This window comes from Streptomyces marinisediminis (assembly GCF_026262575.1).
In the GTDB taxonomy this organism is placed as follows: domain Bacteria; phylum Actinomycetota; class Actinomycetes; order Streptomycetales; family Streptomycetaceae; genus Streptomyces; species Streptomyces marinisediminis.
Map to the genome: position 1 here is coordinate 1 of NZ_JAPKFL010000020.1, position 25,883 is coordinate 25,883.

A 25,883-nucleotide genomic window follows, 5' to 3' on the forward strand; every position below is an offset into this window, starting at 1 on the left:
GCTCCAGGGCAGCCCGGTGAGGCGCTCGTAGGCGTCGACGTACTTCTGCCGCGTGCGCGCCACGACCTCCTCGGGGAGCGCGGGCGGCGGCTGCTCGCTCCGGCGGTCCCAGCCCGACTCCGGGCCGGTGAGCCAGTCCCGTACGAACTGCTTGTCGTAGGAGGGCTGCGGGCGGCCCGGCGCCCACTGGTCGGCGGGCCAGAACCGGGAGGAGTCCGGCGTCAGCACCTCGTCCGCGAGGACCAGGCCCCCGGCGTCCGCGCCGTCGGTGGCGCGGCCGAACTCGAACTTGGTGTCCGCCAGGATGATGCCCCGCTCCCGGGCGGTGTCGCGGGCCCGGGCGTACACCGCGAGCGTGAGCTGCCGGAGCCGGGTCGCCGTCTCCGCGCCCACGCGACGGGCCACCTCCTCGTAGGAGACGTTCTCGTCGTGCTCCCCGACCTCGGCCTTCGTCGCCGGGGTGAAGATCGGCGCGGGCAGCTCGGAGCCGTCCCGCAGGCCCTCGGGCAGCGCGAGCCCGCACACCGTGCGCGTGCGCTGGTACTCCACCAGACCCGACCCGGTGAGGTAGCCGCGCGCCACGCACTCCACGGGGAGCATGTCCAGCGACCGGCACACCATGACGCGGCCCGCCCAGCCGGCCGGCGCGCCCTCGGGCACCTCGGTGGACAGCACGTGGTTCGGCGCCAGGTCCACGAGCTGCTCGAACCACCACATCGAGAGCTGGGTGAGGACGCGGCCCTTGTCCGGGATCTCGGTGGGCAGCACCCAGTCGTAGGCGGAGATCCGGTCGCTGGCCACCATCACCAAATCCCCGGCCTCGTTGCGGTACAGGTCGCGCACCTTCCCGGTGTGCAGGTGCACCAACCCCGGCACCTGCGCGGGTTCGGGCTTCTCGACGAATCCGGACACCAGTCCTCCATGGAGAGTACGACGACACCCCGATTCTCCCGCACGACCCCGCCGACGGCGCGTTCGCCCCGGCCGCGGCGGACGCGCCCCGGCCGTCAGTCGACCTTGCAGATGCGGTCCAGGAGATTGGCCGTGGCGCGCTGGACGCGGGAGTCGACGTGGCCGGGGCGGTCCAGGGCCGGCGTCCAGGCGAACGTGCCGGAGGCGAAGACCAGGGCGCCGCTCGCCGCCCGGTACAGGGACGTCTCCTGGTGGCGGCGCGCCCCGCGCCGGTCGTGGTAGGGCGAGTGCGCCAGCAGGATGCGCCCGCTGTGGTCGGGCAGCGGCACGCGCGGGTAGTAGCGGTCGGCCTCGCCGGCCACCAGCCCGGGCAGCTCGTCGCCCTCGTGGGCCCCGGTGGCCTCCCACAGCCAGTGGTCGGCGTTGCGCACGACCAGCGGCGCGGGCTCGCGCACCTGGCCCGCGTACTGGATGCCCAGCAGCCCCTGCTCCGGCTCCCCCTGTTCGCGCCACAGCGCGGGGCGGCCGGGACCCTGGCGCTTGCGGCAGGTCAGCAGCCGGTCGGGGTCGCCGGAGGGCGAGGGGGCGAGCTCCACCTGCCAGTACATGGTGTTCGCCGACAGGAAGACGAGCGCGGTGCCGCAGTCCCGGGCGCGCTCGACGCACCGTCGCATCGGCGCCGTCCAGTACTCGTCGTGCCCGGCGAAGACCACGCCCCGGTAGCGGGTGGGGTCCACGCGCCCGGCGTGCAGGTCGCGCGCCTCGGCGTAGGCCAGGTCGTACCCGTAGCGCTCGGCCCAGCGGATGAAGTCGTAGGAGTGGCCGACGTGCAGCGGCAGCCCCGCCCCCGCGTAGGGGCGGTCGAAGCTGACGGTGACGGCGGCCTCCTCCTCGCCGAGCAGCCGCCCGGCCCCGTCCCACGCGTGGTAGAGGCTGGCACCGGTGCGGCCGTCCTCGGGGAAGAGGTTGTACGCCTGCCAGGTGATGTCGGGGATGACGAGCAGCAGGTCGGCGGCGCGGGTGTCGCGCACGGTGAAGGGGATGTGCGAGCGGTGGCCGTCGTCGGTGGTGAGCACGGCCACGTGCGCGCCCCCGCCCCAGTCGGCCGGGACGGGCAGCCGCCACGACTGCCACCAGTGGTGGCAGGAGACCGTGCGCTCGGCCGCCAGCGGAGGCGGCTGCACGATGCCCGACAGCCGGGGGCTGGTGGAGATCTTCGTGGCGCCCGCGCCGTCGTAGTGCCCGATGCGGTAGACGTCGACGGCGAACGGCTGCGGCGGGTTGACGGTGACGCGGAAGTCGATGGACTCCCCGGGCGCCACGGAGCTGGTGGAGGCGAACCCCTTGATCTGGCAGCGCACGTCGTCCGCCGACCGGGTGGCGCTTCCGCTCCCGCGCGGCGCGGGCAGCAGGCGCCCGTCGGCGGCGAGCGTGGTGCTGTCCACGTACCAGGGGACGACGCGCCCGCTGTCGAAGTACTGCTCGCTGCCGCGCAGCCAGGGCAGCGGGCCCTGCCCGAAGGGGTCCGTCACCGCGTGGGCGAGCGCGCCGGACTCCCAGCGCCTGATCTGCTCAGTGGCCATCGGACTTCCCCTCCCGGCGTCTCCCGCGCTCCTGTCGCTCCGCTCCGCTCCGCGTAGTGCCGTGGTTGCGCGGAGTACAGCACATCACATGGTGCAGCGCCACCGTCACGGTTCGTCGTGAAAGGGCCGGAGCTCGCCGCCGCCCGGACCGCCGCGAGCGCCGCGCCCCGGCGCCGAGCCGGTGGTCCCGGCCACGTGAGCGCCGCCGCGCGGGCCCCGGCGCGGGTGGCCGGGCCCCGCGTCGCGCGGGCGTTCGGGCGCTCCGCCGCACGGGTGTTCGGCTGCCCGGGGCGGCCCCGGGTACCGAGCGTCCCCGGGGCCGTCCCAGCGCGGGCGTGGGCCCGGGCGCGCGGAGCCCGGGGGTCCCGGGGCGCGGCCGACCGCGCCCCGGGGGCGTCCGTCAGACCAGCCGCAGCGGCTTGTCGTCGCGGACGCCGACCGCCGCCAGCCAGTCCCGCAGCGGCTCCGGGTCGCCGTCCTCGGTCAGCGCGAGCACCGGCGGGCCCAGGTCCGTGCGCCGCTCGCCGCCGACGAGCAGCGCGGGGCCGTCCAGCCAGTCCAGCCCCGGGGCCCCGTGCCCGGTGTCCACGGCGGCGCAGCACACGGCGGCCCTGATGTGGTCGGCGAGCACCTCCCGGGCGCCGCGCGCGGCGGGCGCGGGGAAGCCCAGCGGGCCCGCGTCCCCGGTGGCGTCCGGTATCAGCCCGGCCGTGCCCGGGGGCGGTGGGGCGTGCCGCTCGGCGCGGGCCGCCGTCGCGCTGAGCCGGGCGGCCAGCAGGCCCCGGCCCTCCTCGTGCGCCAGCCGGGCCATCACCCGGGCCAGCGTCGGACGGCCCCAGCCGCCGCCGTCGTCGTGCGCGGGACCGGCCGCCCGGGCGGGCCCGCCGCCCGGCAGCCGGGCCCGCCCGCCCGGCGCCGCGCGCCCGGCCGGCGCCGGCTCCGGCCGGTGCCGGGCCGCCTCCCGCTCCGCCGGGGGCTCGGTGGCGTCCAGCGCGTCGAACAGGCGGGAGGCCTCGGTGCGCCACAGCCGGTCCACGACCTCCTCCGGGTACGCCGCCCAGGTGACCGGGGCCCACGCGCCCCCGGGCCCCGGCGGGCCGCCGTAGAACAGCCGGGCGGCCAGCAGCGACACCTGCTCGTCCACCGCGCCCGGCTCCTCCAGCAGATCGCACGCCGGGCGCTCGCCGAGCCGGGAGGTGAAGCCCTCCGCGAGCCGGTCGCGCCGGGACAGCTCGGTCAGCGCCGACACCACGCCCGCGTCCAGCCGGGCGGGCCAGCGGCCGCAGCGCCAGGCCGGCAGCGCCACCCGGGTCAGCAGCCGGTCCCAGCCCGCGTAGGCCAGGCCCACCTGCTCCTGGGCCAGCATCCGCAGCCCGTGGTCCACCGTCTGCGCCCGGGCGGACGCCGCGGCGGCCACGAGCCGCTCCATCTCCGCCGCGTGCCCGCCCGCGGCGCGCAGCAGCAGCCGGGCGAGCCCGCCCACGCGCGGGCGCACGGCGGCGGCGTCCAGCGCCCGGACGAACCGCCGGGCGGCCGCGACGTCCGGGTGCGCGGCGGGCCCCGTACCGGCGACGACCGGGGCGAGCAGGGCCCGCAGCTCGGCCACCCGCATCCACCACAGGAACGGCGAGCCGACGACCAGCACGGGGGGTGTGGCGCCGGCCTTGCCGCGCTCCTCCAGCCAACTGTCGCAGTCCGGGGTGAGCGCGATACCGGCGGGCACCGGCACCGCCAGGCGCTCGGCGAGGTCCCGCACCAACCGGTAGAGGTCCGGCGCGGCCCGCTCGGCGACCGGCACCGTGGGCGAGACGGCGGGGCGCGCCCGCGCGATCGACGCCGTCGCCGCGGCGGCCCCGGCCAGGACGATGGCGGCCAGCAGCACCGCGGGCAGCCGCAGCCACGCCCAGCCGCCGCCCAGGTGCCCCGTGGCGACACCGGTGAGCAGGACCACGGCCACGGCGGCGGGCAGCAGGGCGACGGCGAACGCCGCCCCACGGACCCGCAGCACGGCCAGCGCGTGCTCCCGCGCCGACTTCGCGCCCCTTCCTGCCGGCCTTGCCATGGACCGCTCACCCCCTGCCGGGACGACGTGCCTGGGTATCCACCCACTGTCGCACCGGGCACCGACATCGCAATGTGCGGTGGGCCAGTTGACCGACCAGCCCGGCGTCCGCCGCGCGGAACCCTAGTCCCGGGGCGCACGACCGTCAGCGGCTCGCGCCCCGCGGTCACTCGATGGAATGGCTCCGGCCAAAGCTCTTGCGCCACCGCCGGACGTCGAGGGTGCCCTCCTATGCCCCGTCCCGCCCGTTCTCGGGGCCCGGATGCCCGCGCGTCCCCTTCGGCTCCGCGCGTCCCCTTCCGCCGCCCGCGTCGCCTTCGGGGCCTTCGGGACCTTTGGGGCCTGCGGGCGCCGACCGCGGGGCCGGCCCGGCCGCGCCTACGCCGTGGCGTCCGCCGCCGCGGCCCGGGCGATGTCCGTGCGGTGGTGCGAACCGGCCAGCGAGATCCGCCCCACGGCGCGGTAGGCGCGCTCGCGGGCGGCCGCCAGGTCCGCGCCCGTCGCCGTCACCGACAGCACGCGCCCACCCGCGCTCACCACGCGTCCGGTCTCGTCCCGCCGGGTGCCCGCGTGCAGCACGTAGGCGTGCGGGGCGTCCTCGGCGGCCACGGCGTCGAGCCCCTCGACGGGGTCGCCGCCACGCGGCGCGGCCGGGTAGTTCTCGGCCGCGACCACCACCGTGACCGCCGCGCCCGCGCTCCACCGCAGCGGTGGGAACGCCGCGAGCGCGCCGGTGGCCGCGGCGTGCAGCAGCCCGGCCAGCGGGGTGCGCAGCCGCGCGAGCACGGCCTGCGTCTCGGGGTCACCGAACCGGGCGTTGAACTCGATGACGCGCACACCGCGCGCGGTGACGGCCAGCCCGGCGTACAGCAGCCCGGCGAACGGCGTGCCCCGGCGGCGCAGTTCGTCCACGGTGGGCTGGAGCACGGTGGCCAGCACCTCGTCCACCAGCCCGGGATCGGCCCACGGCAGCGGCGAGTAGGCACCCATGCCGCCGGTGTTGGGGCCTTCGTCGCCGTCGTAGGCGCGCTTGAAGTCCTGCGCGGGTTGCAGCGGCACCACGGTCTGGCCGTCGGTCACCGCGAACAGGGAGACCTCGGGGCCGTCCAGGAACTCCTCGACGACCACCCGGTCGCACGCCAGCGCGTGGGCCCGCGCCGCGGCGAGGTCGGAGGTCACGACGACGCCCTTGCCCGCGGCCAGCCCGTCGTCCTTGACGACGTAGGGCGGGCCGAACGCGTCCAGCGCCGCGTCGATCTCCGCCTCGGTCGCGCACACGTACGCCCGCGCCGTGGGCACCCCGGCGGCGGCCATCACGTCCTTGGCGAACGCCTTGGACCCCTCCAGCCGGGCGGCCCGCGCCGACGGCCCGAACACCGGGACGCCCTTCGCGCGCAGCGCGTCGGCCACCCCCGCGACGAGCGGTGCCTCGGGGCCGACGACGACCAGGTCGGCCGGGCCCAGGCCCAGCCGCGCGGCCAGTTCGGCCACGGCCGCGCCGTCCTGGGCTTCCACGGGGTGCTGGGTCGCCACCTCGGCGATCCCCGCGTTGCCGGGAGCGCAGTGCAGGGCGGTGACCTCGGGGTCGAGGGAGAGAGCGCGGCACAGGGCGTGTTCGCGGGCGCCGCCGCCGATGACGAGGACCTTCACGCCGCGAAGCCTAGTCGCAGCGCCCGCGCCCCCCGGCTCCCGGTCCGGACGGTGGAACGGAGCGGGCGGCACGACGGGGTCCTCCTTTCGGGTGAGCCCGTTCCCGCCCCGCGCCTGGCGGCAGGCCCCCTCGGGGCGAAAACGGGCGCGGACGGGCCGGAGAGGCCCTTGCCCGGACGGTAGGAATGGGGACCTTTGCGTGGTGTCGTCGCGGCGCGTGGTTGGGAGTGGCGGGTGAGTCAGCCGGAGAAGGAGCCCCGGGGGAGCAGGCGGGTCAGCCGGAGCGATCTGCTCGGGCGCACCTTCCCGCTCGGGGACTGGGGGGAACCCGTCGAGCGGCTCGACGAGCTGTACCAGTGGGCGGAGGAGGGCGCGTTGCGCGTCACCGCCTGGTACCTGGCCGACCGGGCGTGGAAACGCCGCGGCGCGCGGCTGCTGCGGACCGGGGCGGCGCTCGGCGGCGCCGGGGGCGCGGCGCTGCCGGCCCTGGAGCTGACCGGGGCGCTGCCGGGCGCCGGCGCGTGGGGCCTGATGTCGCTGCTGGGCGCGGCCGTGTGCGTGGGCGCCGACCGCTGGTTCGGCTGCACCGCGGGCTGGATGCGCGACGTCGCCGCCGCGCAGGCGGTGCAGCGCCGGCTGGAGGCGCTCCAGTACGACTGGGCCGCCGAGGCGGTGCGCGAGGTGCTCGGCCCGGCCGACGGCAGCGCCGCCGACGCCGCCGAGCGCTGCCTGACCCTGCTGCGCCGGTTCACCGAGGACGTCACCGAACTCGTGCGGGTGGAGACGCTCGACTGGATGGCCGCCTTCCGCTCCGGGCCCGCGCCCCAGCTCACGCAGGCGGCGCCGGCCACGGCCTGGTCGTCCCGCCCGGACGCGCCCACCGCGCCGGGCCACCCGCGTTTCCCGGCGCCGCACCCGGCGGCCCGGCCCAACATGCCGCGCCAGCGGCCGCCGGAGAACCCGCGGTAGCCGTCAGGAGAAGACGATCATCGAGCTCTGGGCCAGGCTGCGGGTCACGGCGGCGTGCAGCCCGAGCCACACGTGGCGCTCGCGGGCGAACGGCCCCTCCACCGCCGGGTCGGGCCGGTGCCCGGCCGGCTCCCCGAGGTCGGTGGGCCCGGCCGGGGGCGGCGGCGCGGGCGGCGGGTTGTCGGCGTCGATGCCCAGGTGCGGGGCGACGGCGGCGAGTTCGCGCAGCAGGCCGTGCGCCGAGCCGAGCGGGCCGCCCGAGGCCATCAGCTCCGCGCCGCCCAGCGGCTCCGCGAAGTCCACCGGCACGTAGGCGCCCGCGTGGTCGAAGTGCCACACCAGGTGGGACTGGCGCGCCGTCGCCTCGAACATCTCCAGCAGCCGCTCGTACTCCCCGCCGAGCGTCTCGACCGGCGTCACCTCCAGGCCGCAGAGCTGGAGCAGGTGGGCGCGGCGCAGGAAGTGCAGCGCGTCGTAGTCGAACCCGGCGACCGGCGCCACGTCCCCGGACAGGCCGGGCATGTACCCGTGGACGGGCACCGGCGGCAGGCCCGCCTCCCGCAGCGCTCTGTCGTAGACGGCGATCTCTTCGGCCAGGGGGTTGTCCGGGCTGTGGCACAACACGTCGACGAGGGGAACCAGCCAGAGATCACAGGCCAAGGTAGCGCTCCAGGAGGGTCGCGGCCGCGGGTCGTCGGGTCAGCGTAATGGCCTGGCCGGGCAGCGCGAAGGGCCCCGGCCGAAGACCGGAGCCCTTCCCACGGAGCGGACGACGAGGCTCGAACTCGCGACCTCAACCTTGGCAAGGTTGCGCTCTACCAACTGAGCTACGTCCGCCTGGTCGCGCCACAGAGTATAGCCGCCCGGCTCCGGTGTCACCGCCGCCCCTTGCGGCCGCTCAGGGTGCGCGCCACCACGACGATCACGACGACGACGAGGACGAGCGCCAGGATCTTGCCCATCGGGTCTCCTTCCGGGCCGCCCGGCACGTCCGGGGGCCTTCCGCTGCCGACGCTCCACGCCTACCCACGATCGGGTGAAACCCACCCCCGGGCCGGGGCACCCACCCCGTGGTGACGGTAACGGCACCGACGCGGCGCCGTGACCGACGCGGCCCGGGACGGTCGGAGCCCGGGCCGGGGGCGCGGCCGGGCAGCGGGCCCACGGGGCCCGGGCACGTCAGCGGGACGCGGGCCGACGCGGGCGCGGGAGCAGCGGTCCGGCGCAGGAGGCACGCAGGACGCGACCGAGGTACTTCGCCCCCGGGGCTCGGTGCGGCGCGGGCGGCCCGGCGCGCGGGGTTCGGCCGCGCGGGCGGCGCGGAGCGCGGGGTTCGGTGGCGCGGGCGGCGTCGGCGGAGCGGGCGTCACAGCCACCCGTGTTCGCGGGCGAGGCGGACCGCCGCGTGCCGGTTGTCCGCCCCCAGCTTCGCCACCGCCGAGGACAGGTAGTTGCGCACCGTGCCCGGCGCGAGCGCCGCCCGGTCGGCGATCTCGGCGATCGGCGCGCCGTCGGACGCCAGCTCCAGCAGCTCGGCCTCCCGCGCGCTGAGCGGGGAGTCGCCCGCGCTGATGGCGTCGGCCGCGAGCTCCGGGTCGACGTACCGCCCGCCCGCGCGCACGGTGCGGATGATCTCCGCGAGCCGCTGGGCGGAGACGGTCTTCGGCAGGAACCCGCGCGCCCCGGCGGCCAGCGCGCGCTTGAGGTGTCCGGGGCGTCCGTGCCCGGTGACGATCATGACGGCGCAGTCGGGCACCTCCGTGCGCAGGGACGCGGTGACGAAGACGCCGTCCGCGCCGGGCATCTGGAGGTCGAGCACGGCCACGTCCGGCCGGTGGGCCCGGGCCATGGCCAGCGCCTCGGGGCCGGACGCCGCCTCCGCGACGACCGCGAGGTCGTCCTCCAGCGCCAGCAGGGCGGCCAGCGCGCCCCGGATGAGGTGCTCGTCGTCGGCCAGCAGCACCCGGATCGTCATGTGCGCACTTCTCCTTCCGCCGCGGGCCCGTCCCCGCGGCTCCTCCCGTCCCCCGCCGCCCCGCCCGCGGGACCGGCGCCCGCGTCGCCGGGGCCGGGCGCGGCGTCCGGCCCCGGCTCCGTGGGCAGCCTCGCCGTCAGCCGGAACGGGCCGCACTCGGGCGCTTCGGCCGTGAGCGTGCCGCCCAGCGGGGCGAGCCGTTCGCGCAGGCCCGCCAGCCCGGTCCCCGCGCCCGCGGCCCCGGCCCGTCGGCGGACGCCGTCGTTCTCCATCGTCAGCACCACCGCGTCGCGGGTGCGCACGGTGATGGTGCAGGTCCGCGCGTCCGCGTGCCGCAGCACGTTCGTCGTGCCCTCGCGCACCACCCAGCCCAGCGCCGCCTGGACCGCCTGCGGCAGTCCGCGTTCCCCGCCCGCCTCGATCCGGCAGGCGATGCCCGCCGCCTCCAGCACCCCGCGCGCCCCGGCCAGTTCGGCGTCGAGGCTGGCCTCGCGGTACCCGCGCACCACGTCGCGCATCTCGCGCTGCGACTCGCGCGCGATGCGCTGCACCTCGGCCATCTGGTCCACGGCGCTGGCCGCGCCGCGCTGGGCGAGCTGGGCGGCCAGCTCGCTCTTGAGCGCGATGACGGACAGGTTGCGGCCGAGCACGTCGTGCAGGTCGCGGCCGAAGCGCAGCCGTTCCTCGGCCACCGCGAGCCGGGTCTGCGTCTCGCGGGCGGCCTCCAGCTCCAGCACCACCGCCAGCAGCCAGGCGGAGAACCGGCCGGTGAAGACCAGCAGGGCGGCGAAGAACAGGGTGTAGCCGCCCAGGCTGACGGCCTGCACCAGATGGTCGGTCGCCAGCAGGCCGAGGACGAACGCCACCGCGCCGACCGCACAGGCGACGCCGGTGACGCGCGCCGCCGGACGCAGGTTCACCACCAGCGGCAGCACCGAGAAGGTGAGCACCGCCGAACACAGCGTGAGGGTGACCGAGAACTCCGGGGTGCGGCCCACGGCGTGCAGCACCCCGACCGCCACCGCCAGCGCCCCGCCGAGCGCGGCCTGCCCGGCCAGCAGCCGGGTCGGCCGCCCGCGCCGCTCCAGCGCCCAGTCCAGCGCGCGGTCGGTGGCGCGCGAGACCAGGAGCGCGTGGGCGGCGACGGACCCGGTCAGCGCGATCCGCGCCCACACCGGGAGCGTCACCAGCAGGCCCGGCAGGGAGAAGACCAGCGCCTCGCACAGCGCGAAGAAGTGGAACGTCCAGCGGGTGTAGAGCTCGATGCGCGCCGTGTCGCTGCGCCGCGTCCACCACGCCATCCACCGCCGGCGTGACGCCATGCCCACCGTGCCGCCCGCCTTCCCGTGCTCGCCGCCACCGACCGTCAGCGGCGCGGTTCCCAGCGGAACCACCGGCGTACAGCAAACACCGACAGCACCGTCCACACCACCGCCAGGCCCAGCGCCCGGAGTACCTCACCGGCCGAGCCGCCGCCCAGCCAGCCGAACCGGACCAGCTCCATCACCGAGGTGAGCGGCAGCAGGCGGCAGACGTCGGCCACCGGGTCGGGGAAGATTTCCAGCGGGATCATCAGCCCCGAGGCGGCCAGCGAGACCAGCATGAGCGGCATGACCGTGATCTGCGCGCTCTCCGGGCTCCGGGTCACCGCCGAGGTCGCGGCGGCCAGCCCCGTCAGCATCACGCATCCCAGCAGCACCCCCAGGAGCAGCAGGTCGGCCCGGGCCGGTGCTCCGACGTTCAGGGCCGCCACCCCGGCCGCCAGCAGCACCAGGCACTGGAGCAGCGCGATGAGCACCGACGGCAGCGCCGTGCCGCCCAGGATCTCGGCGTCCGTCGGCTCCCCGGTGCGCAGCCGCTTCAGCAGCAGCTCCTCGCGGCGGGCGACGTAGGCGGAGACGAGGTTGGTGTAGACGACCAGGATGAGGACGATGCCGATGCCCCCGGTCATCACCGCGCCGTTGGCGCTCGTCCCGGTCTCCTCAAGGTCCACGCCGCTCATGGACGTGCGGGTGATGACGACGAAGAACACCGGCATCAGCAGCGAGGTGAACACCGCCGAGCGGTTGCGCAGGAGCAGCGTCAGCTCCGCCCGGCCGAGCGCGCCGAGCCGGGTCAGGGTCGCGGTCAGGGTCGCCGTGTTCACGCCGACACCTCCGCGTGCTCCTCCGCGGCGGCCGCGTCGTCCGCCGCGTCCCGGTCCCGCTGGGTGATCTCCAAGAACGCCTCCTCCAGCGACGCCGACCGGGCGTCGAGCCCGGCGAGTTCGACGTCCTCCTCGCGCGCCCACAGCAGCAGGTCGGTCAGGGCCTCCTGTAGCCGGTCGGTGCGCACCTCCACCCGGTGTCCGTCGGCGGCCGCCGGGACCGCCAGCGGCAGCCGCGCCGGGGGCACGTGGGCCGGCAGCGTGAACCGTATGCGCGAGGGCCGGGACGCCGTCACCTCCTGGGGCGTCCCGGCCGCCACGATGCGTCCCGCGCGCATGATGGCGAGCCGGTCGGCCAGCTCCTCGGCCTCCTCCAGATAGTGCGTCGTCAGCAGCACGGTCGTGCCCCGCGCCGTCAGCTCCCGCACCACGCGCCAGGTGTCCCGGCGGCCCTCGGCGTCCATGCCGGTCGTCGGCTCGTCCAGGAAGAGCACCTCCGGGCGGCCCAGCAGCGCCATCGCCAGGTCCAGCCGCCGCTTCTCGCCCCCCGAGAGCTGCTTGACGCGCACCGACGCCCGCGCGGTGAGGCGCACGAGGTCCAGCGCCTCCCCCTGCGGACGCGGGTCGGTGGTCAGCCCCGCCCACATGCGCAGCGTCTCGGCGACCGTCAGGTCACCGGGGAACCCGCCCTCCTGGAGCATGATCCCGATCCGGGGCCGGACCTTCGCCCGCTCCGTGGCCGGGTCGTGCCCCAGCACCCGCACCGTGCCCCGGCTCGGCCGGTCCAGGCCCTCCAGCAGCTCCACCGTGGAGGTCTTGCCCGCGCCGTTGGTGCCCAGCAGCGCGAACAGCTCGCCGCGCGCCACCGTGAAGTCGAGCCCGCGCACCGCGTCGAAGCCGCCGGGGCCCGGTGGGCCGTAGCGCCGCCACAGGCCGCGCGCCTCGATGGCCGTCTCGTGTCTGTCTGCATCCCGCATGCCCCCAGCCTGCGGGACGGCGGCGGCGGGTGGCGATGCGCGGTGTCACCTGCGGACATGACACATGTCATGTCCGCCCGCGTGGGGCGCGCGCACGACGCGCACACGACGAAGGCCCCGGCGGTGACCGGGGGCCTTCGGCTGCGGAGCGGACGACGAGGCTCGAACTCGCGACCTCAACCTTGGCAAGGTTGCGCTCTACCAACTGAGCTACGTCCGCATGCGACCACTCGGCTCTCACCGGGTGGCGCGGTGGCCACTCTACCCGATCCCTGGGACCGGTAGAGCGAGCGGAGCGGGTGACAGGAATCGCACACTGCGCCTCCCTCTTGGAAAGAGGGCGCTCTACTACTGAGCTACACCCGCGTGACCTGCGATGTCGGGCCCTTCTCGGCCCGCCCTCGCGGCGTGTTCCAGACTCTAGCCGATCACCCCGGGGCCGGTGCAAGTCGGCTCCGGGCGCCGCCGCGGGCGGGCCGGCGCCACCGCGCACCGGCCCGCCGCCGGGGTCAACTCGCCGCGCTGAACGCCTCGTAGACGCGCTTGGGGATCCGGCCGCGCGCGGGCACGTCGTACCCGTTGGACTGGGCCCACGCCCGTACGGTCTGCGGATCGGGGGCCAGTGACGTGCGCTCGTAGGTCTTCCCCGACCGGGACCGCTTCCGCCCGGCCTGCACATACGGTGCGAGCGCCCCGCGGAGTTTCTTGGCGTTTGCCGAGCTGAGATCGATCTCGTACGACTTCCCGTCGAGCCCGAAGGTGACCGTCTCGACGGCTTCGCCGCCTTCCAGGTCGTCGGAGAGTGTGACCACAACGCGCTGTGCCACGGATATCGGTCCTTTCGGGAGGTTCACCGCCCGAACGAGCGGTGATCACCACGCTGACGTGCGGCGATGCGGCGGCCGTCGCCGGGCGGGCATCGCCCGTCCCTTTCTACAGCGGCCGTCGCCGCAATGGGAAGCCGGGGAAATTGCCACCGCGTGTCCCGCCGCAATCGGACCCTACGTTTTTCCGTTCGTTTCGTGCAGGGTTTTTGGGTCGCCGAGATGTGAATGTGATGCGTACTGGCCGAAACCGTCCCGATATCTACCCGCGTAGAATCCGCGCCCCCGGTACGCTGAAGCCGCGGCCGCGCAGGAACGTCAACGAGCGGACCCCGCCGACGACGGCACGCGGCATCGGGCAGGCAAGCACCAACACCACCGGGAGTACCTGTGGCTCGCGTCGTAGTCGACGTCATGCTCAAGCCGGAGATCCTGGACCCCCAGGGGCAGGCAGTGCAGCGCGCGCTGCCGCGCCTGGGCTTCACCGGCATTTCAGACGTCCGTCAGGGCAAGCGTTTCGAGCTGGACGTGGAGGGCCCGGTCGACGACGCGGTGCTCGCCCGCGTCCGGGAAATGGCCGAGACCTTCCTCGCCAACACCGTGATCGAGGACTTCACCGTCCGCGTCGAGGACGGCACCCCCGCCGGGGACGCCCGGAACGGGGCGCCGGCATGACCACGCGCATCGGAGTCGTGACCTTCCCCGGCTCCCTGGACGACACCGACGCGCTGCGCGCGGTCCGCGTCGCCGGCGGCGAGCCCGTCGCCCTGTGGCACCGCGAGACCAGTCTGCGCCAGGTCGACGCCGTCGTGCTGCCCGGCGGCTTCTCCTACGGCGACTACCTGCGCTGCGGGGCCATCGCCCGCTTCTCCCCGGTGATGGAGACGGTCGTCGAGCAGGCCCGGGCGGGCCTGCCGGTGCTCGGCATCTGCAACGGCTTCCAGGTGCTGTGCGAGTCGCACCTGCTGCCCGGCGCGCTCACCCGCAACGACCACCTGCACTTCGTCTGCCGCGACCAGCGCCTGGCGGTGGCCAACGCCGGCACGGCCTGGACCCGCGACTACACCGAGGGCCAGGAGATCACCGTCCCGCTGAAGAACGGCGAGGGCGGCTACGTGGCCGACGAGCGCACCCTGGACATGCTGGAGGCCGAGGGCCGCGTCGTCCTCCGCTACCTGGGCGGCAACCCCAACGGCTCGCGCCGCGACATCGCCGGCATCACCAACGAGGCCGGGAACGTGGTCGGTCTCATGCCGCACCCCGAGCACGCCGTGGAGACCCTGACCGGTCCCACCACCGACGGGCTCGGCTTCTTCACCTCCGCCCTCAAGACGCTGGTGGACGCACGATGACCCTGGACACCGTCAAGCACGCGACCGACACCCCGCAGACCGCGCAGCCCTGGGCGGAGCTGGGGCTGAAGGAGGACGAGTACGCCCGCATCCGGGAGATCCTGGGCCGCCGTCCCACCGGCGCCGAGCTGGCCATGTACTCGGTCATGTGGTCCGAGCACTGCTCCTACAAGTCCAGCAAGGTGCACCTGAAGCAGTTCGGCGAGAAGGCGCCCGAGAGCGACGCCCTGCTGGTGGGCATCGGCGAGAACGCCGGCGTCGTCGACGTCGGCCAGGGCTACGCCGTCACCTTCAAGGTCGAGTCGCACAACCACCCCAGCTACATCGAGCCCTACCAGGGCGCGGCCACCGGCATCGGCGGCATCGTCCGGGACATCCTCGCGATGGGCGCCCGCCCGGTCGCCGTCATGGACCCGCTGCGGTTCGGCGCCGCCGACCACCCCGACACCCGGCGCGTGCTGCCCGGCGTCGTCGCAGGCATCGGCGGCTACGGCAACTGCCTGGGGCTGCCCAACATCGGCGGCGAGGTCGTCTTCGACTCCTGCTACCAGGGCAACCCGCTGGTCAACGCCCTGTGCGTGGGCGTGATGAAGCACGAGGACATCCATCTCGCCCAGGCGTCGGGCACCGGCAACAAGGTGATCCTCTACGGCGCCCGCACCGGCGGCGACGGCATCGGCGGCGTCTCCGTGCTCGCCTCGGAGACCTTCGACGCGGACGACTCCGCGGGGGCGTCGGCCAACCGCCCCGCCGTCCAGGTCGGCGACCCCTTCCAGGAGAAGCTGCTCATCGAGTGCACCCTGGAGATCTTCCGCGAGCACCTCGTCGCGGGCATCCAGGACCTCGGCGGCGCCGGCCTGTCCTGCGCCACCAGCGAGCTGGCCTCCGCGGGCTCCGGCGGCATGCGCGTGGAGCTGGACACCGTGCCGCTGCGCGACGCGACGCTCTCGCCGGAGGAGATCCTCATGAGCGAGTCGCAGGAGCGCATGTGCGCCGTCGTCGAACCCGGCAACGTCGCCCGCTTCCTGGAAATCTGCGAGAAGTGGGACGTGACGGCCACCGTCATCGGCGAGGTCACCGAGGGCGACCGGCTGGAGATTTTCTGGCACGGCGAGCAGATCGTCGACGTCCCGCCGCGCTCGGTCGCCCACGAGGGCCCCACCTACCACCGGCCCTACGCGCGCCCCGACTGGCAGGACGCCCTCCAGGCCGACGACGCCGCCCGGTTGCCGCGCCCGGCCACCGGTGACGAGCTGCGCGCGCAGGTGCTCACCCTCGTCGGCTCCCCGAACCAGGCCGCCAAGAGCTGGATCACCGACCAGTACGACCGCTACGTGCTCGGCAACACCGTGCTGGCCCAGCCCGAGGACGGCGGCATGATCCGCGTCGATGAGGAGAGCAACCTCGGCGTCGCCGTCGCCACCGACGGCAACGGCCGCTACGCCAAGCTCGACCCCTACACCGGCGCGCAGCTCGCGCTCGCCGAGTCCTACCGCAACGTCGCCGCGACCGGCGCCACCCCGCTGGCCGTCACCGACTGCCTCAACTTCGGCTCCCCGGAGGACCCGGGCGCCATGTGGCAGTTCGCCGAGGCCTGCCGCGGCCTGGCCGACGCCTGCCAGGTGCTCGGCACCCCGGTCACCGGCGGCAACGTCTCCCTCTACAACCAGACCGGCGACACCGCGATCCACCCGACCCCGGTCGTCGGCGTGCTCGGCGTCATCGACGACGTCACCCGGCGCACGCCCATGGCGTTCTCCCAGGCCGGCCAGCTCCTGTACCTGCTGGGCGACACCGGGGACGAGCTGGGCGGCTCCGCCTGGTCGCAGGCCGTCCACGACCACCTGGGCGGGCTGCCGCCCGCGGTGGACCTGGAGCGCGAGCGGCTGCTCGCGCAGATCCTCGTCTCCGCCTCCCGCGACGGCATGATCGACGCCGCGCACGACCTGAGCGACGGCGGGTTCGTCCAGGCGCTCGCGGAGTCCTGCCTGCGCGGCGGCAACGGCGCGCGGATCGTCGTCCCCGACGACCTGGACCCGTTCGTGTTCCTGTTCTCCGAGTCCGCGGGGCGCGCGCTCGTCGCCGTGCCGCGCAGCGAGGAGCTGCGGTTCACCGACATGTGCGGCGCGCGGGGCCTGCCCGCCACCCGCGTCGGCGTGGTGGACGGCGACGCGATCGACGTCCAGGGCCAGTTCTCGCTGCCCCTGGCGGAGCTGCGCGCCGCCCACGAGGCCACGCTGCCGGGCCTGTTCGCCTGAGCCCGCCGGACCCGCCGGGTGGGGAGCGCCCTCCTCACACGGCGGGTCCGCTGTGCCAGGATGCGGGCCATGGCAGTCATCGCGGAGCGCTACCTCGCCGACGACGAGGAACTGGTGCACGTCACCCGGCAGCACTGGATGGAGATGGTCAGCGAGTTCCTGGCGCTCTGCGGGATCTGGGTGCTGGCCGCCGTGCTGCTCACCGCCATCCCCGGGGACGCGCCGTGGAGCCGGGGCGGCGCCTACCTCGTGCTCGGCGCCGCCGTCGCCGCGTCGCTGTGGTACTGGCTCGTGCCGCTGCTGCGCTGGCGCTTCACCCTCTACATCCTGACCACCAAGCGCGTCTACAAGCGCTCGGGCTTCCTGACCAAGCGCGGCCGCAGCATCCCGCTCGTCCGCGTCAACGACGTGTCGTTCAAGGCCAACCTGTGGCAGCGCATCATGCGCTACGGGACGCTGACCATACAGTCGGCATCCGAACAGGGCACGATGACGCTGCGCCACGTCCCGGACCCGGAGAGCCTGAAGGCGCTCATCTACCAGCAGGTCGACGAGGAGCAGCGCGGCGACCACCTCGGCGGCGGCTACGAGGGCCCGCCGCCCGCCGCCCAGCGCTGACGGCCCAGCGCTGACGGCCCAGCGCTGACGGCCCAGCGCCGACCGCGCGGCGCCGGTGGGCACCGGCCCCCGGGGTGCCCGGGCGGGCCGCCCCGGGCCGCTACGCTCGCCCCATGCCGCCAGCAGCCCGCCGCAGAGCCCGCGCCTACGACCCCGTGCGGGTCCGCAACGCCCTGGCCGCACAGGCCGAGAACGTCCGCGCCGCCGCGCACCGCTGCACGCCCGAGCAACTCGCGCGCCCCACCGCGCTGCCCGGCTGGGACGTGCGCCACCTGCTCGTCCACCTCGCCGCGCAGATCGACGCCGTGCCCCGGCTGCTGGCCGAGCCCGCGCCGACGGCCACCCGCGCGCGGACCGACGTCGTCCAGTGGGCGCTGTCCACCGCGGACCTCGCCGAGCTGCTGGACGCCCGCACCCGCGGCGACGCCGCCCGCACGCCCGACGCGTCCGCCGCCATCGACGCCGCCACCGAGGAGCTGGAACCGGTGCTGGAGATGGCCGTCCGCGAGGACGTGCTGCTGCCGCACCGCTTCGGCGCGATGCGCGCGCTGGACTTCGCCGTCAGCCGCCTGGTCGAGCTCGTCGTGCACACCGACGACCTGGTCCGCGCGCTCGCCGAGCCGGTCTCCCTGGACCGCTACGCGCTCGCCGCGACGGTGCGGGTGCTGGCCGACGCGCTCGCCGCGAAGGCCCCGGGCGGGGCGGTGGAGGTGCGGGTGCCGCCGTTCGCCGTCGTCCAGTGCGTGGCCGGGCCCCGGCACACCCGCGGCACGCCGCCGAACGTCATCGAGACCGACCCGCTGACCTGGCTGCGCCTGGCCACCGGCCGGCTGGCCTGGCCGCGTGCGCTGGCGTCCCACACGGTGACGGCCACCGGCCCGCGCGCCGACCTGGAGCACCACCTGCCGGTGCTGGGCTGAGGGACGCCCGCCCGGCCCCTGCCCGCAGCACCCCGGAACCGCGGGGCGTCGCCCCGGCCGCGGGGTCGCCCGCGCCCCCGGCCGCGAGGCCGTTCGCGCCTCCGGAGGGCGGGCGACCCCGTGGCGCGGGGAGCGGTACCCCCGGGCGCGGAGCGCGGCCGGAATTGGGGAAATACCCAGCGCTGTCGTGAGGTGGCTCTCGTAGGAATCCGGAGAACCGCTGGTCAGCCACGGGTGCTGCGCCACCCGGTTCGGCGTACCCCGAGTCCGTGTCTAGACTCGGGGGCGTGGCACCACGCGGCGATGGTCGACTCAATCACGATCTCCTCCCCGGCGAGAAGGGCCCGCAGGACGCCTGTGGCGTCTTCGGCGTCTGGGCCCCCGGCGAAGAGGTCGCCAAGCTCACCTACTTCGGGCTCTACGCCCTCCAGCACCGCGGCCAGGAATCGGCCGGCATTGCGGTCAGCAACGGATCGCAGATCCTCGTCTTCAAGGACATGGGTCTGGTCTCGCAGGTCTTCGACGAGACGTCCCTGGGCTCGCTGCGCGGCCACATCGCCGTCGGCCACGCCCGCTACTCCACCACCGGCGCCTCGGTGTGGGAGAACGCCCAGCCCACCTTCCGCGCCACCGGGCACGGCTCGATCGCGCTGGGGCACAACGGCAACCTGATCAACACCGCCGAGCTGGCCGAGCTCGTGGCGCAACTGGCCGACACCCGCCGCGGCGGGCGCGCGAACCAGGTGGCGGCCACCAACGACACCGACCTGGTCACCGCTCTGCTGGCGGGCCAGACCGACGGGAACGGCAAGCCCCTCACCGTCGAGGAGGCGGCGCCGCTGGTGCTGCCGAAGGTGCGCGGCGCCTTCTCGTTCGTCTTCATGGACGAGCACACCCTCTACGCCGCCCGCGACCCGCAGGGCATCCGCCCGCTGGTGCTCGGCCGTCTGGAGCGCGGCTGGGTCGTCGCCAGCGAGACGGCGGCCCTGGACATCGTCGGCGCGTCCTTCATCCGGGAGATCGAGCCCGGCGAGCTGATCGCCGTCGACGAGGACGGCCTGCGCAGCAGCCGCTTCGCCGACGCCCGGCCCAAGGGCTGCGTCTTCGAGTACGTCTACCTCGCCCGCCCCGACACCGACATCGCGGGCCGCAATGTCTACCTCTCGCGCGTCGAGATGGGCCGCAAGCTGGCCCGGGAGGCCCCGGCCGACGCCGACCTGGTGATACCGACCCCCGAGTCCGGCACGCCGGCCGCCGTCGGCTACGCGGAGGCCAGCGGCATCCCGTTCGGCTCCGGCCTGGTGAAGAACTCCTACGTCGGCCGCACTTTCATCCAGCCCTCGCAGACGATCCGGCAGCTCGGCATCCGGCTCAAGCTGAACCCGCTGAAGGAGGTCATCCGCGGCAAGCGCCTGGTCGTCGTGGACGACTCCATCGTCCGCGGCAACACCCAGCGCGCGCTGGTGCGCATGCTGCGCGAGGCCGGTGCCGCCGAGATCCACGTGCGGATCTCCTCGCCGCCGATCAAGTGGCCGTGCTTCTTCGGCATCGACTTCGCCTCCCGCGCCGAGCTGATCGCCAACGGGCTCAGCGTGGAGGAGATCGGCACGTCCCTGGGCGCGGACTCCCTCTCCTACATCTCCACCGACGGCATGATCGAGGCGACGAAGATCGCCAAGCCGAACCTGTGCCGCGCCTGCTTCGACGGCGAGTACCCGATGGAGCTGCCGGACCCGGAGCTGCTGGGGAAGCACTACCTGGAGTCGGGCGCCGCGTCGGGCGCCGCGTCGGGCGCCGCGTCGGGTGCCGCGAGCGGGGCCGGGGAGCCCTCCGCCGGCGGTCACGCGGACGTCGACGGCGTGCGGACCCTGCTCGCCGGCCCCGGCGGGGCGGACGCCCTGCGCCGCCCCTGACGCGCCCCCGCACCACCCCGCTGAGCCCTGTGTACGGAGAGACATGACTGAGCCGAGCCAGCCCGTTTCCTACAAGACGGCCGGCGTCGACATCGAGGCGGGCGACCGCGCGGTCGAGCTGATGAAGGAGTGGGTCGGCAAGGCCCAGCGCCCGGAGTCCCTGGGCGGGCTCGGCGGCTTCGCCGGGCTGTTCGACGCCTCGGCGCTCAAGCGCTACGAGCGCCCGCTGCTGGCCTCCGCGACGGACGGCGTGGGCACCAAGGTCGCCGTCGCCCAGCGCATGGACGTGCACGACACCATCGGGCGCGACCTGGTCGCCATGGTCGTGGACGACCTGGTGGTGTGCGGTGCCGAGCCGCTGTTCATGACCGACTACATCTGCGTCGGCAAGGTCGTGCCCGAGCGCGTCGCCGCCATCGTCAAGGGCATCGCGGAGGGCTGCACGCTCGCCGGCTGCGCCCTGGTCGGCGGCGAGACGGCCGAGCACCCCGGTCTCCTCGGGCCCGAGGAGTACGACGTCGCCGGGGCGGGAACGGGCGTCGTCGAGGCCGACCGCCTGCTGGGCGCCGAGCGGGTGCGCGCGGGCGACGCCGTCCTGGCCATGGCCTCCTCGGGGCTGCACTCCAACGGCTACTCCCTGGTGCGCCACGTGCTGCTGGAGCGCGCCGGGTGGGCGCTGGACCGCCAGGTGCCCGAGTTCGGCCGCACGCTCGGTGAGGAGCTCCTGGAGCCCACGCGCATCTACTCCCTGGACTGCCTCGCCCTCACCCGTACGAGCGATGTGCACGCCTTCGCGCACATCACCGGGGGCGGCCTCGCGGCCAACCTCGCGCGCGTCGTCCCCGACACGCTGCACGCCGCGGTGGACCGGGCGACGTGGGCCCCCGGCGCGGTGTTCGACACGGTGGGCGCCGTCGGCGGCGTGGCCCGCGAGGAGCTGGAGCGCACGCTGAACATGGGCGTCGGCATGATGGCCGTCGTCGCGCCCGACGCGGTGGACGCCGCGCTCACCACCCTGGCCGACCGGGGCGTGGACGCCTGGGTCGCCGGCGAGGTCACGCCGCGCGCCGCAGGCGGGCAGCCGGTCACCCTCACCGGCTCCTACGCGAGCTGACACCGTTCGTTCCCCCGCCGGGCCGGGTCCGCGGTACTTTGGCCGGGCGGGGGACCTCCAGCGTGCGCTGCGCGGCTCGGCGGACCCGGTGCCGGTCGCCGCTCGGGACGCGCCGGGCTCAGCGGCCCCGGACACGCCAAGAAGCCCCAGCCGCTTCCGGCGCTGGGACTGAAAGGCGGAGATCAGCGGGCGGAGCCGACGCGCCGGACGACGGCGCCCGGCAGGCCCGGGAACTCAGCGGCGACGGGACGACTCGCCGTCGTCCTCGTCCTCCTCGTCCGCGTTGTACAGGTCCGCGTACCGCGCGTACGGGTCATCGTCCTCGCCGTCCTCGAACGGTTCCCCGTTCGGCGGCTGCTGCGACGGCGACGTTGCACCCAGCTCTTCGGCCAGACGCGTCAGATCCGTCCCACCGCTGTTGTACTTCAGCTGGCGGGCGACCTTCGTCTGCTTGGCCTTGGCCCGGCCGCGCCCCATGGCTCGACCCCCTCAACGACGGGGCTCGACGGCCCCAGAGTCTTGACACGCGTTCATGGTGGAGAGCGGCCCCTCGGCAGAGGGACCGGCTCTTAGGGCTTCAACGGTACCTGCTTCCGCGCCCGTACGGTACGCCGTCCGCGCGACCGAGCAGGCCCCCGGCACGCCCGGTGACCGGTTCTTCGCTGGTCAACGATGATTTTACCTTCTCGTTGGCGGAAGACCCGCCGCGGGGGTGGTGAGGGATGTCTCCCCCACCACCCGTCACTCAAAGTGACGTATCCCGCACGCCCGTGCGGGGGCCCGGGCGGGGGCCAGCGGTCAGCCGACCGGCTTCAGGCCCTCGCCGGCCCGCCGCGTCCCGGCGGCGATGCGCTGCTCGGCGATGCGGTCGGCGGCCGCGGCCGGCGGCACCCCGTCGGCGTCCGCGCGGGTGAAGATCTCCAGCGTGGTGTCGAAGATCCGCTCGGCCTTCGCCTTCGCCCGCGCGAAGTCGAAGCCGTGCAGCTCGTCCGCGACCTGGATGACGCCGCCGGCGTTGACGACGTAGTCGGGCGCGTAGAGCACGCCGCGGTCGGCCAGGTCCTTCTCCACGCCCGGGTGGGCGAGCTGGTTGTTGGCCGCGCCGCACACCACGGAGGCGGTGAGCGCCGGCACCGTCGCGTCGTTCAGCGCGCCGCCGAGCGCACAGGGCGCGTACACGTCCAGGCCCTCGGTGCGGATCAGCGCCTCGGTGTCGGCGACGGCGACGACCTCGGGGTGCGCCGAGCGGACGCGGGCCACGGCCTCGTCGCGCACGTCGGTGACGACGACCTCGGCGCCGTCGGCCAGCAGGTGCTCCACCAGGTGGTGCCCCACCTTGCCCACGCCCGCCACGCCGACCCTGCGGCCGCGCAGCGTGGGCGCGCCCCAGCGGTGCTGGGCGCTGGCCCGCATGCCCTGGAAGACGCCGAACGCGGTGAGCACCGAGGAGTCGCCCGCGCCGCCGTTCTCGGGCGAGCGCCCCGTCGCCCAGCGGCACTCGCGCGCCACGACGTCCATGTCCTGCACGTAGGTGCCCACGTCGCAGGCGGTGACGTAGCGGCCGCCGAGCGAGGCCACGAAGCGCCCGTAGGCGAGCAGCAGCTCCTCGCTCTTGTCCTTCTCCGGGTCCCCTATGATCACCGCCTTGCCGCCCCCGTGCTCCAGGCCGGCCATGGCGTTCTTGTACGACATGCCCCGGGCGAGGTTCAGCGCGTCCAGCGCCGCCGCCTCCTCGGGGAACTCCTCGCCCTCGTAGGCGTGGAACCGGGTGCCGCCGAGCGCGGGGCCCAGCGCGGTGCTGTGGAGGGCGATGACGGCCTTCAGGCCGCTGGCCCGGTCCTGGCAGAACACGACCTGCTCGTGGCCGCCGAGCTCGGACCGGAACAGGGTGGCCATGACCCCGGCCTGACTCGCGGACACGCCGTCGACGCTGACGGAGAGAGGACGTACGTCAGTCACGGTGGTGACTCCTGTAGTCGCGGAGGGCGCCCTCCGAAGGGTGGGGAGGGCCTGTAGTCCAGCAGGGTACGACCTCGCGCGCGGGGGTGGACCCGGCAGATCATGGGTGTGCCACTTTCGGGGCACCCGGGCCCGCATCGGGCGCCGGCCCGGCGCGGTCCGGTGCCGGCCCGGTGCCGGGACCGCCCGGGTCCGGGTGCCCCCGGTGGACGGCAGAGCTGGCGAGAGTGGAGAGGGAGGGCGCACGTGGGCCCGATGTCGGCCTTGAGCATCCCGTACGTGTCCTACCTGCGGGTGTACGAACCGCTGGCCGCCTTCCCGGAGCCGGAGCGCACGCACTGGGCGCGGTACGCCCGGCGGGAGTTCCGCCCGGGGGCCCAGGACGAGTTGCGGCGCTCGCTGGCGGGGCTGCTGCCGGTGCCGCCGGTGGCCGTCCCGGAGCGGGAGAGCGGCGACGCCTTCGTCACCGAGGTGGGCGGCGTGGTGTGCGTGTGCCCCTGGCGCACCCGGCTGCGTTCGTGGCTGGCGCTGGCCGAGGCGGCCCGCGAGCTGCCGCCGCAGGTGCTGGACGCCGCGCTGCCGGCCGTCGTGCGCCGTCAGGCCGAGGCCGACTACGAGCGGTGGCGCGAGGACCACCCCGACGCCCGCCCGTGGCTGCGCTCGGCGCTGTGGCACGTGCCGGTGCGCTGGTTCCTGCTCTTCACGGACGAGGAGCGCGAGTACGGCCCGTCCGGCGGGGACGGGCCCGAGGAGCGCGGAGGGCGCCGCGGGGACGGCGCGAGCGGTGGGGACGGCGTGAGCGGTGGGGACGGCGTGAGCGGTGGAGGCGGCGTGAGCGGTGGAGACGGCGCACACGGCGGAAACGGTGCGCGCGGCCGGCGCGGTGGGGGTCCGGCGCTGCGCTACCGCACGCCGATGGTCCAGGCCCGGCGGCGGCTGGCGCGGAGCCTGCGGACGCTGCGGACGGAGATCCAGGAGGGGCCCCTCGTCGACGGCCTGGTAGATGTGGGGCGTTGGCTGGAGGAGTTCCACCCGCGTTCCCTCGTCGAACTGGACTACGGCGGGCTGGTGCATACGATCTCCGAGGAGCAGCTCGCGGCGGACCGTTCGGCGGCCGACGCGGCCGAGGGGATCGCGGCGCTGCGGGACGGCGACGCGGAGCGGGCCGGTGAGGTCTTCGAGCGGCTCACGGAGCGCTGGCGGGCCGTCCAGGAGCGCCAGTTCGCGAGCTGACCGCCGCAGCGGGGCCCTCCGGGGTCCGGACGGGCGCGGGACCTTGGTCCTGAACCGGGCTTTTGGCTCAAGCGTGATGGATAGCACGTAAAACCGCGTAAAGAGCCCCTTGCCCGCAAGGCCACTCCTCGTGTCAAAATAGGACAAGGAGTCCGGGATGGCCTCCTTCCGTCCTCCTGTGGGGCGGACACTTCCGATACTTCGGTATTGCATCGGTTGTTCACTCTGGTGAGGGCTCGCCCATGACTGTGACGGGTTGTCATCGCGGGGTGACTGTCCGCTATGGGGCGGTCCATCGCGGTCCGCTCGGTGTTGTACACCTGAGAGGGCAATTCCATCGGTTTGGCCGACGTGGCTGGACAGATGGTGTAGTTGTAGTGCCGAGGACAAGCCGTTCGTCCTATAACCGACTCGGCCTGCGTGCGTCATTTCGGGCAACGTGGGCCAAGGTGCAGAATTTAGAGGAAAGAACCGTGATGGTTCGGTTCTCCCGAGGAGGCCGCTCATGACCGCTCGCACCCCTGATGCCGAGCCGCTGCTGACCCCGGCTGAGGTCGCCACCATGTTCCGCGTCGACCCGAAGACGGTCACGCGCTGGGCAAAGGCGGGCAAGCTGACGTCGATCCGCACGCTCGGCGGGCACCGTCGCTACCGCGAGGCGGAGGTGCGTGCACTGCTGGCGGGCATCCCGCAACAGCGCAGCGAGGCCTGAACACCGCATCACCGGGCAGAACGGGCGGCGCCACCGGTGCGTGGGCCCGCGTGCTGCCGACCCTGGTCGCTTCCCCCGGCGCCGGGTCACCTCTCGTCGTCACTGTCGTCAATCGCGTCGGACTCCGCCGGGTCCGGCGCGATTGCGCGTTGTGAGGCCGTCCCGGCCCCCCTCCCGCCGCCGGCGGTGGCAGCTACCGGCCAGCGCGGCGAGGTGTGAACACGCTCCAGCGGGGTAGTTGAATCATTCGTGCAATTGCACATATCAAATTGACCGCATGTAGGGACGACGTAAAGTCCGCAGGTTGTAGGGCCAATTCGGTGACTCCCGTCACATCCCTGCCCACTTGCGGGTGCCGTTGGTCCTGCGGTAGTGAGGACAGCCGTTCACGGACGCCCCGAGGAGTGCGTCCTGCCCCCACTGTCGCATCCCCCCGCCGCCCCCGGAGGCGGCTTTCGTCATGTCGTGCCGGGACGTTGGTCCCGATCCCCGCGTACCCCGCGAACCCGGCACCATCCCTGTGGTCTATGCCCCGGCGCCGGCCCGCGCACGCCGAAGGGCCCGGATCTCCAGTGAGATCCGGGCCCTTCGGGCAACCCATGCGGTCCTGACGGGATTTGAACCCGCGGCCTCCACCTTGACAGGGTGGCGAGCACTCCAAACTGCTCCACAGGACCAGAGCACCGCCCGTCGCTGCCGACCGGCG

The 25,883-nt window shown here is 74.8% G+C and carries 22 protein-coding genes and 4 tRNA genes; 10 read left to right on the forward strand and 16 right to left on the reverse strand.

Translation table 11 applies throughout. The annotated features are described in order from the left end of the window. The 4 genes from OSB71_RS16970 to purD form a co-directional block, all read right to left on the reverse strand. Positions 1–912, reverse strand: a 912-nt coding sequence (locus tag OSB71_RS16970) for a phosphoribosylaminoimidazolesuccinocarboxamide synthase (protein ID WP_265948970.1), incomplete at its 3' end; no start/stop codon positions are given. 95 nt (positions 913–1,007) lie between these two features. Beyond that, positions 1,008–2,495, reverse strand: coding sequence for a N,N-dimethylformamidase beta subunit family domain-containing protein (locus tag OSB71_RS16975; RefSeq protein WP_265948971.1), 1,488 nt, complete (start codon positions 2,493–2,495; stop codon positions 1,008–1,010). A gap of 400 nt (positions 2,496–2,895) precedes the next feature. Then, positions 2,896–4,557, reverse strand: coding sequence for a YML083C domain-containing protein (locus OSB71_RS16980; protein WP_265948972.1), 1,662 nt, complete (start codon positions 4,555–4,557; stop codon positions 2,896–2,898). 378 nt (positions 4,558–4,935) lie between these two features. Then, positions 4,936–6,207: a phosphoribosylamine--glycine ligase gene (gene purD / locus OSB71_RS16985; RefSeq protein ID WP_265948974.1), complete on the reverse strand. Its 1,272-nt coding sequence runs from the start codon at positions 6,205–6,207 to the stop codon at positions 4,936–4,938. A 234-nt stretch (positions 6,208–6,441) separates the two neighbouring features. Between purD and OSB71_RS16990 the strand changes: the two genes are divergently transcribed. Further along, positions 6,442–7,176 carry an SLATT domain-containing protein gene (locus OSB71_RS16990; protein WP_265948975.1) on the forward strand — a complete coding sequence of 245 codons (735 nt, stop codon included), beginning with the start codon at positions 6,442–6,444 and terminating at the stop codon, positions 7,174–7,176. A gap of 3 nt (positions 7,177–7,179) precedes the next feature. On the opposite strand, the gene OSB71_RS16995 is transcribed toward OSB71_RS16990, so the two are convergent. From OSB71_RS16995 to OSB71_RS17035, 9 genes are all read right to left on the reverse strand, one after another. Further along, positions 7,180–7,836 carry a putative DNA-mimic protein gene (locus tag OSB71_RS16995; protein ID WP_265948976.1) on the reverse strand — a complete coding sequence of 219 codons (657 nt, stop codon included), beginning with the start codon at positions 7,834–7,836 and terminating at the stop codon, positions 7,180–7,182. Between the two features lie 104 nt (positions 7,837–7,940). After that, positions 7,941–8,013: transfer RNA gene (locus tag OSB71_RS17000), tRNA-Gly, on the reverse strand. Positions 8,014–8,542: 529 nt separating this feature from the next. Continuing rightward, positions 8,543–9,151 (reverse strand): response regulator transcription factor, encoded by a 609-nt coding sequence (locus tag OSB71_RS17005; RefSeq protein WP_265948977.1) that lies wholly within the window; start codon positions 9,149–9,151, stop codon positions 8,543–8,545. Further along, complete coding sequence (locus OSB71_RS17010; RefSeq protein WP_265948979.1) at positions 9,148–10,545, reverse strand: sensor histidine kinase; 1,398 nt, start codon at positions 10,543–10,545, stop codon at positions 9,148–9,150. Before OSB71_RS17010 ends, OSB71_RS17005 begins: the two co-directional genes overlap by 4 nt. Continuing rightward, entirely contained in the window at positions 10,518–11,297 is a 780-nt protein-coding gene (locus OSB71_RS17015) for an ABC transporter permease (RefSeq protein WP_265948980.1), read from the reverse strand. Before OSB71_RS17015 ends, OSB71_RS17010 begins: the two co-directional genes overlap by 28 nt. Then, a complete protein-coding gene (locus OSB71_RS17020) occupies positions 11,294–12,274 on the reverse strand; it encodes an ABC transporter ATP-binding protein (RefSeq protein ID WP_265948981.1) in 981 nt (326 codons plus the stop codon). Before OSB71_RS17020 ends, OSB71_RS17015 begins: the two co-directional genes overlap by 4 nt. Positions 12,275–12,421: 147 nt before the next feature. Continuing rightward, positions 12,422–12,494, reverse strand: a tRNA-Gly gene (locus OSB71_RS17025). A gap of 74 nt (positions 12,495–12,568) precedes the next feature. After that, positions 12,569–12,640: transfer RNA gene (locus OSB71_RS17030), tRNA-Gly, on the reverse strand. Positions 12,641–12,783: 143 nt separating this feature from the next. After that, positions 12,784–13,101: a histone-like nucleoid-structuring protein Lsr2 gene (locus tag OSB71_RS17035; protein ID WP_265948982.1), complete on the reverse strand. Its 318-nt coding sequence runs from the start codon at positions 13,099–13,101 to the stop codon at positions 12,784–12,786. A 387-nt stretch (positions 13,102–13,488) separates the two neighbouring features. Between OSB71_RS17035 and purS the strand changes: the two genes are divergently transcribed. From purS to purM, 7 genes are all read left to right on the forward strand, one after another. Next, positions 13,489–13,773 (forward strand): phosphoribosylformylglycinamidine synthase subunit PurS, encoded by a 285-nt coding sequence (gene purS / locus OSB71_RS17040; protein WP_265948983.1) that lies wholly within the window; start codon positions 13,489–13,491, stop codon positions 13,771–13,773. After that, complete coding sequence (gene purQ, locus OSB71_RS17045; protein WP_265948985.1) at positions 13,770–14,450, forward strand: phosphoribosylformylglycinamidine synthase subunit PurQ; 681 nt, start codon at positions 13,770–13,772, stop codon at positions 14,448–14,450. Before purS ends, purQ begins: the two co-directional genes overlap by 4 nt. After that, positions 14,447–16,708, forward strand: coding sequence for a phosphoribosylformylglycinamidine synthase subunit PurL (gene purL / locus OSB71_RS17050; protein ID WP_265948986.1), 2,262 nt, complete (start codon positions 14,447–14,449; stop codon positions 16,706–16,708). Before purQ ends, purL begins: the two co-directional genes overlap by 4 nt. 69 nt (positions 16,709–16,777) lie before the next feature. Beyond that, positions 16,778–17,326, forward strand: a complete 549-nt coding sequence (locus OSB71_RS17055; protein ID WP_265948987.1) for a PH domain-containing protein — start codon at positions 16,778–16,780, stop codon at positions 17,324–17,326. Positions 17,327–17,439: 113 nt separating this feature from the next. Beyond that, entirely contained in the window at positions 17,440–18,246 is an 807-nt protein-coding gene (locus OSB71_RS17060; RefSeq protein ID WP_265948989.1) for a maleylpyruvate isomerase family mycothiol-dependent enzyme, read from the forward strand. Positions 18,247–18,533: 287 nt separating this feature from the next. Next, positions 18,534–20,159, forward strand: coding sequence for an amidophosphoribosyltransferase (gene purF, locus OSB71_RS17065; protein ID WP_265948990.1), 1,626 nt, complete (start codon positions 18,534–18,536; stop codon positions 20,157–20,159). A 43-nt stretch (positions 20,160–20,202) separates the two neighbouring features. Next, positions 20,203–21,273, forward strand: a complete 1,071-nt coding sequence (gene purM, locus OSB71_RS17070; protein ID WP_265948991.1) for a phosphoribosylformylglycinamidine cyclo-ligase — start codon at positions 20,203–20,205, stop codon at positions 21,271–21,273. Between the two features lie 234 nt (positions 21,274–21,507). Here purM and OSB71_RS17075 read toward each other — a convergent pair whose 3' ends face one another. Beyond that, positions 21,508–21,750 (reverse strand): DUF3073 domain-containing protein, encoded by a 243-nt coding sequence (locus OSB71_RS17075; protein ID WP_265948993.1) that lies wholly within the window; start codon positions 21,748–21,750, stop codon positions 21,508–21,510. Between the two features lie 321 nt (positions 21,751–22,071). Continuing rightward, the gene (locus OSB71_RS17080; protein ID WP_265949062.1) at positions 22,072–23,169 is read right to left on the reverse strand and encodes a Leu/Phe/Val dehydrogenase; all 1,098 of its coding nucleotides are present in this window, start codon (positions 23,167–23,169) and stop codon (positions 22,072–22,074) included. Between the two features lie 318 nt (positions 23,170–23,487). Between OSB71_RS17080 and OSB71_RS17085 the strand changes: the two genes are divergently transcribed. Continuing rightward, the gene (locus tag OSB71_RS17085; protein ID WP_416237281.1) at positions 23,488–24,465 is read left to right on the forward strand and encodes a DUF8083 family protein; all 978 of its coding nucleotides are present in this window, start codon (positions 23,488–23,490) and stop codon (positions 24,463–24,465) included. Positions 24,466–24,970: 505 nt separating this feature from the next. Further along, complete coding sequence (bldC, locus tag OSB71_RS17090) at positions 24,971–25,177, forward strand: developmental transcriptional regulator BldC (protein WP_003949541.1); 207 nt, start codon at positions 24,971–24,973, stop codon at positions 25,175–25,177. A gap of 602 nt (positions 25,178–25,779) precedes the next feature. Here the strand turns inward: bldC and OSB71_RS17095 are convergent. Further along, a tRNA-Asp gene (locus OSB71_RS17095) sits at positions 25,780–25,854 on the reverse strand. Positions 25,855–25,883: the final 29 nt, after the last annotated feature.

What these genes read in the sequence shown, in the direction of transcription:
- OSB71_RS16975 (WP_265948971.1), bottom strand. Translation starts at nt 2,495, where the DNA reads ATGGCCACTGAGCAGATCAGGCGCTGGGAGTCCGGCGCGCTCGCCCAC.
- OSB71_RS16980 (WP_265948972.1), bottom strand. Translation starts at nt 4,557, where the DNA reads ATGGCAAGGCCGGCAGGAAGGGGCGCGAAGTCGGCGCGGGAGCACGCG.
- OSB71_RS17005 (WP_265948977.1), bottom strand. Translation starts at nt 9,151, where the DNA reads ATGACGATCCGGGTGCTGCTGGCCGACGACGAGCACCTCATCCGGGGC.
- OSB71_RS17020 (WP_265948981.1), bottom strand. Translation starts at nt 12,274, where the DNA reads ATGCGGGATGCAGACAGACACGAGACGGCCATCGAGGCGCGCGGCCTG.
- purQ (WP_265948985.1), top strand. Translation starts at nt 13,770, where the DNA reads ATGACCACGCGCATCGGAGTCGTGACCTTCCCCGGCTCCCTGGACGAC.
- purL (WP_265948986.1), top strand. Translation starts at nt 14,447, where the DNA reads ATGACCCTGGACACCGTCAAGCACGCGACCGACACCCCGCAGACCGCG.
- OSB71_RS17055 (WP_265948987.1), top strand. Translation starts at nt 16,778, where the DNA reads ATGGCAGTCATCGCGGAGCGCTACCTCGCCGACGACGAGGAACTGGTG.
- OSB71_RS17060 (WP_265948989.1), top strand. Translation starts at nt 17,440, where the DNA reads ATGCCGCCAGCAGCCCGCCGCAGAGCCCGCGCCTACGACCCCGTGCGG.
- purM (WP_265948991.1), top strand. Translation starts at nt 20,203, where the DNA reads ATGACTGAGCCGAGCCAGCCCGTTTCCTACAAGACGGCCGGCGTCGAC.
- OSB71_RS17075 (WP_265948993.1), bottom strand. Translation starts at nt 21,750, where the DNA reads ATGGGGCGCGGCCGGGCCAAGGCCAAGCAGACGAAGGTCGCCCGCCAG.
- OSB71_RS17080 (WP_265949062.1), bottom strand. Translation starts at nt 23,169, where the DNA reads ATGGCCACCCTGTTCCGGTCCGAGCTCGGCGGCCACGAGCAGGTCGTG.
- OSB71_RS17085 (WP_416237281.1), top strand. Translation starts at nt 23,488, where the DNA reads ATGTCGGCCTTGAGCATCCCGTACGTGTCCTACCTGCGGGTGTACGAA.
- bldC (WP_003949541.1), top strand. Translation starts at nt 24,971, where the DNA reads ATGACCGCTCGCACCCCTGATGCCGAGCCGCTGCTGACCCCGGCTGAG.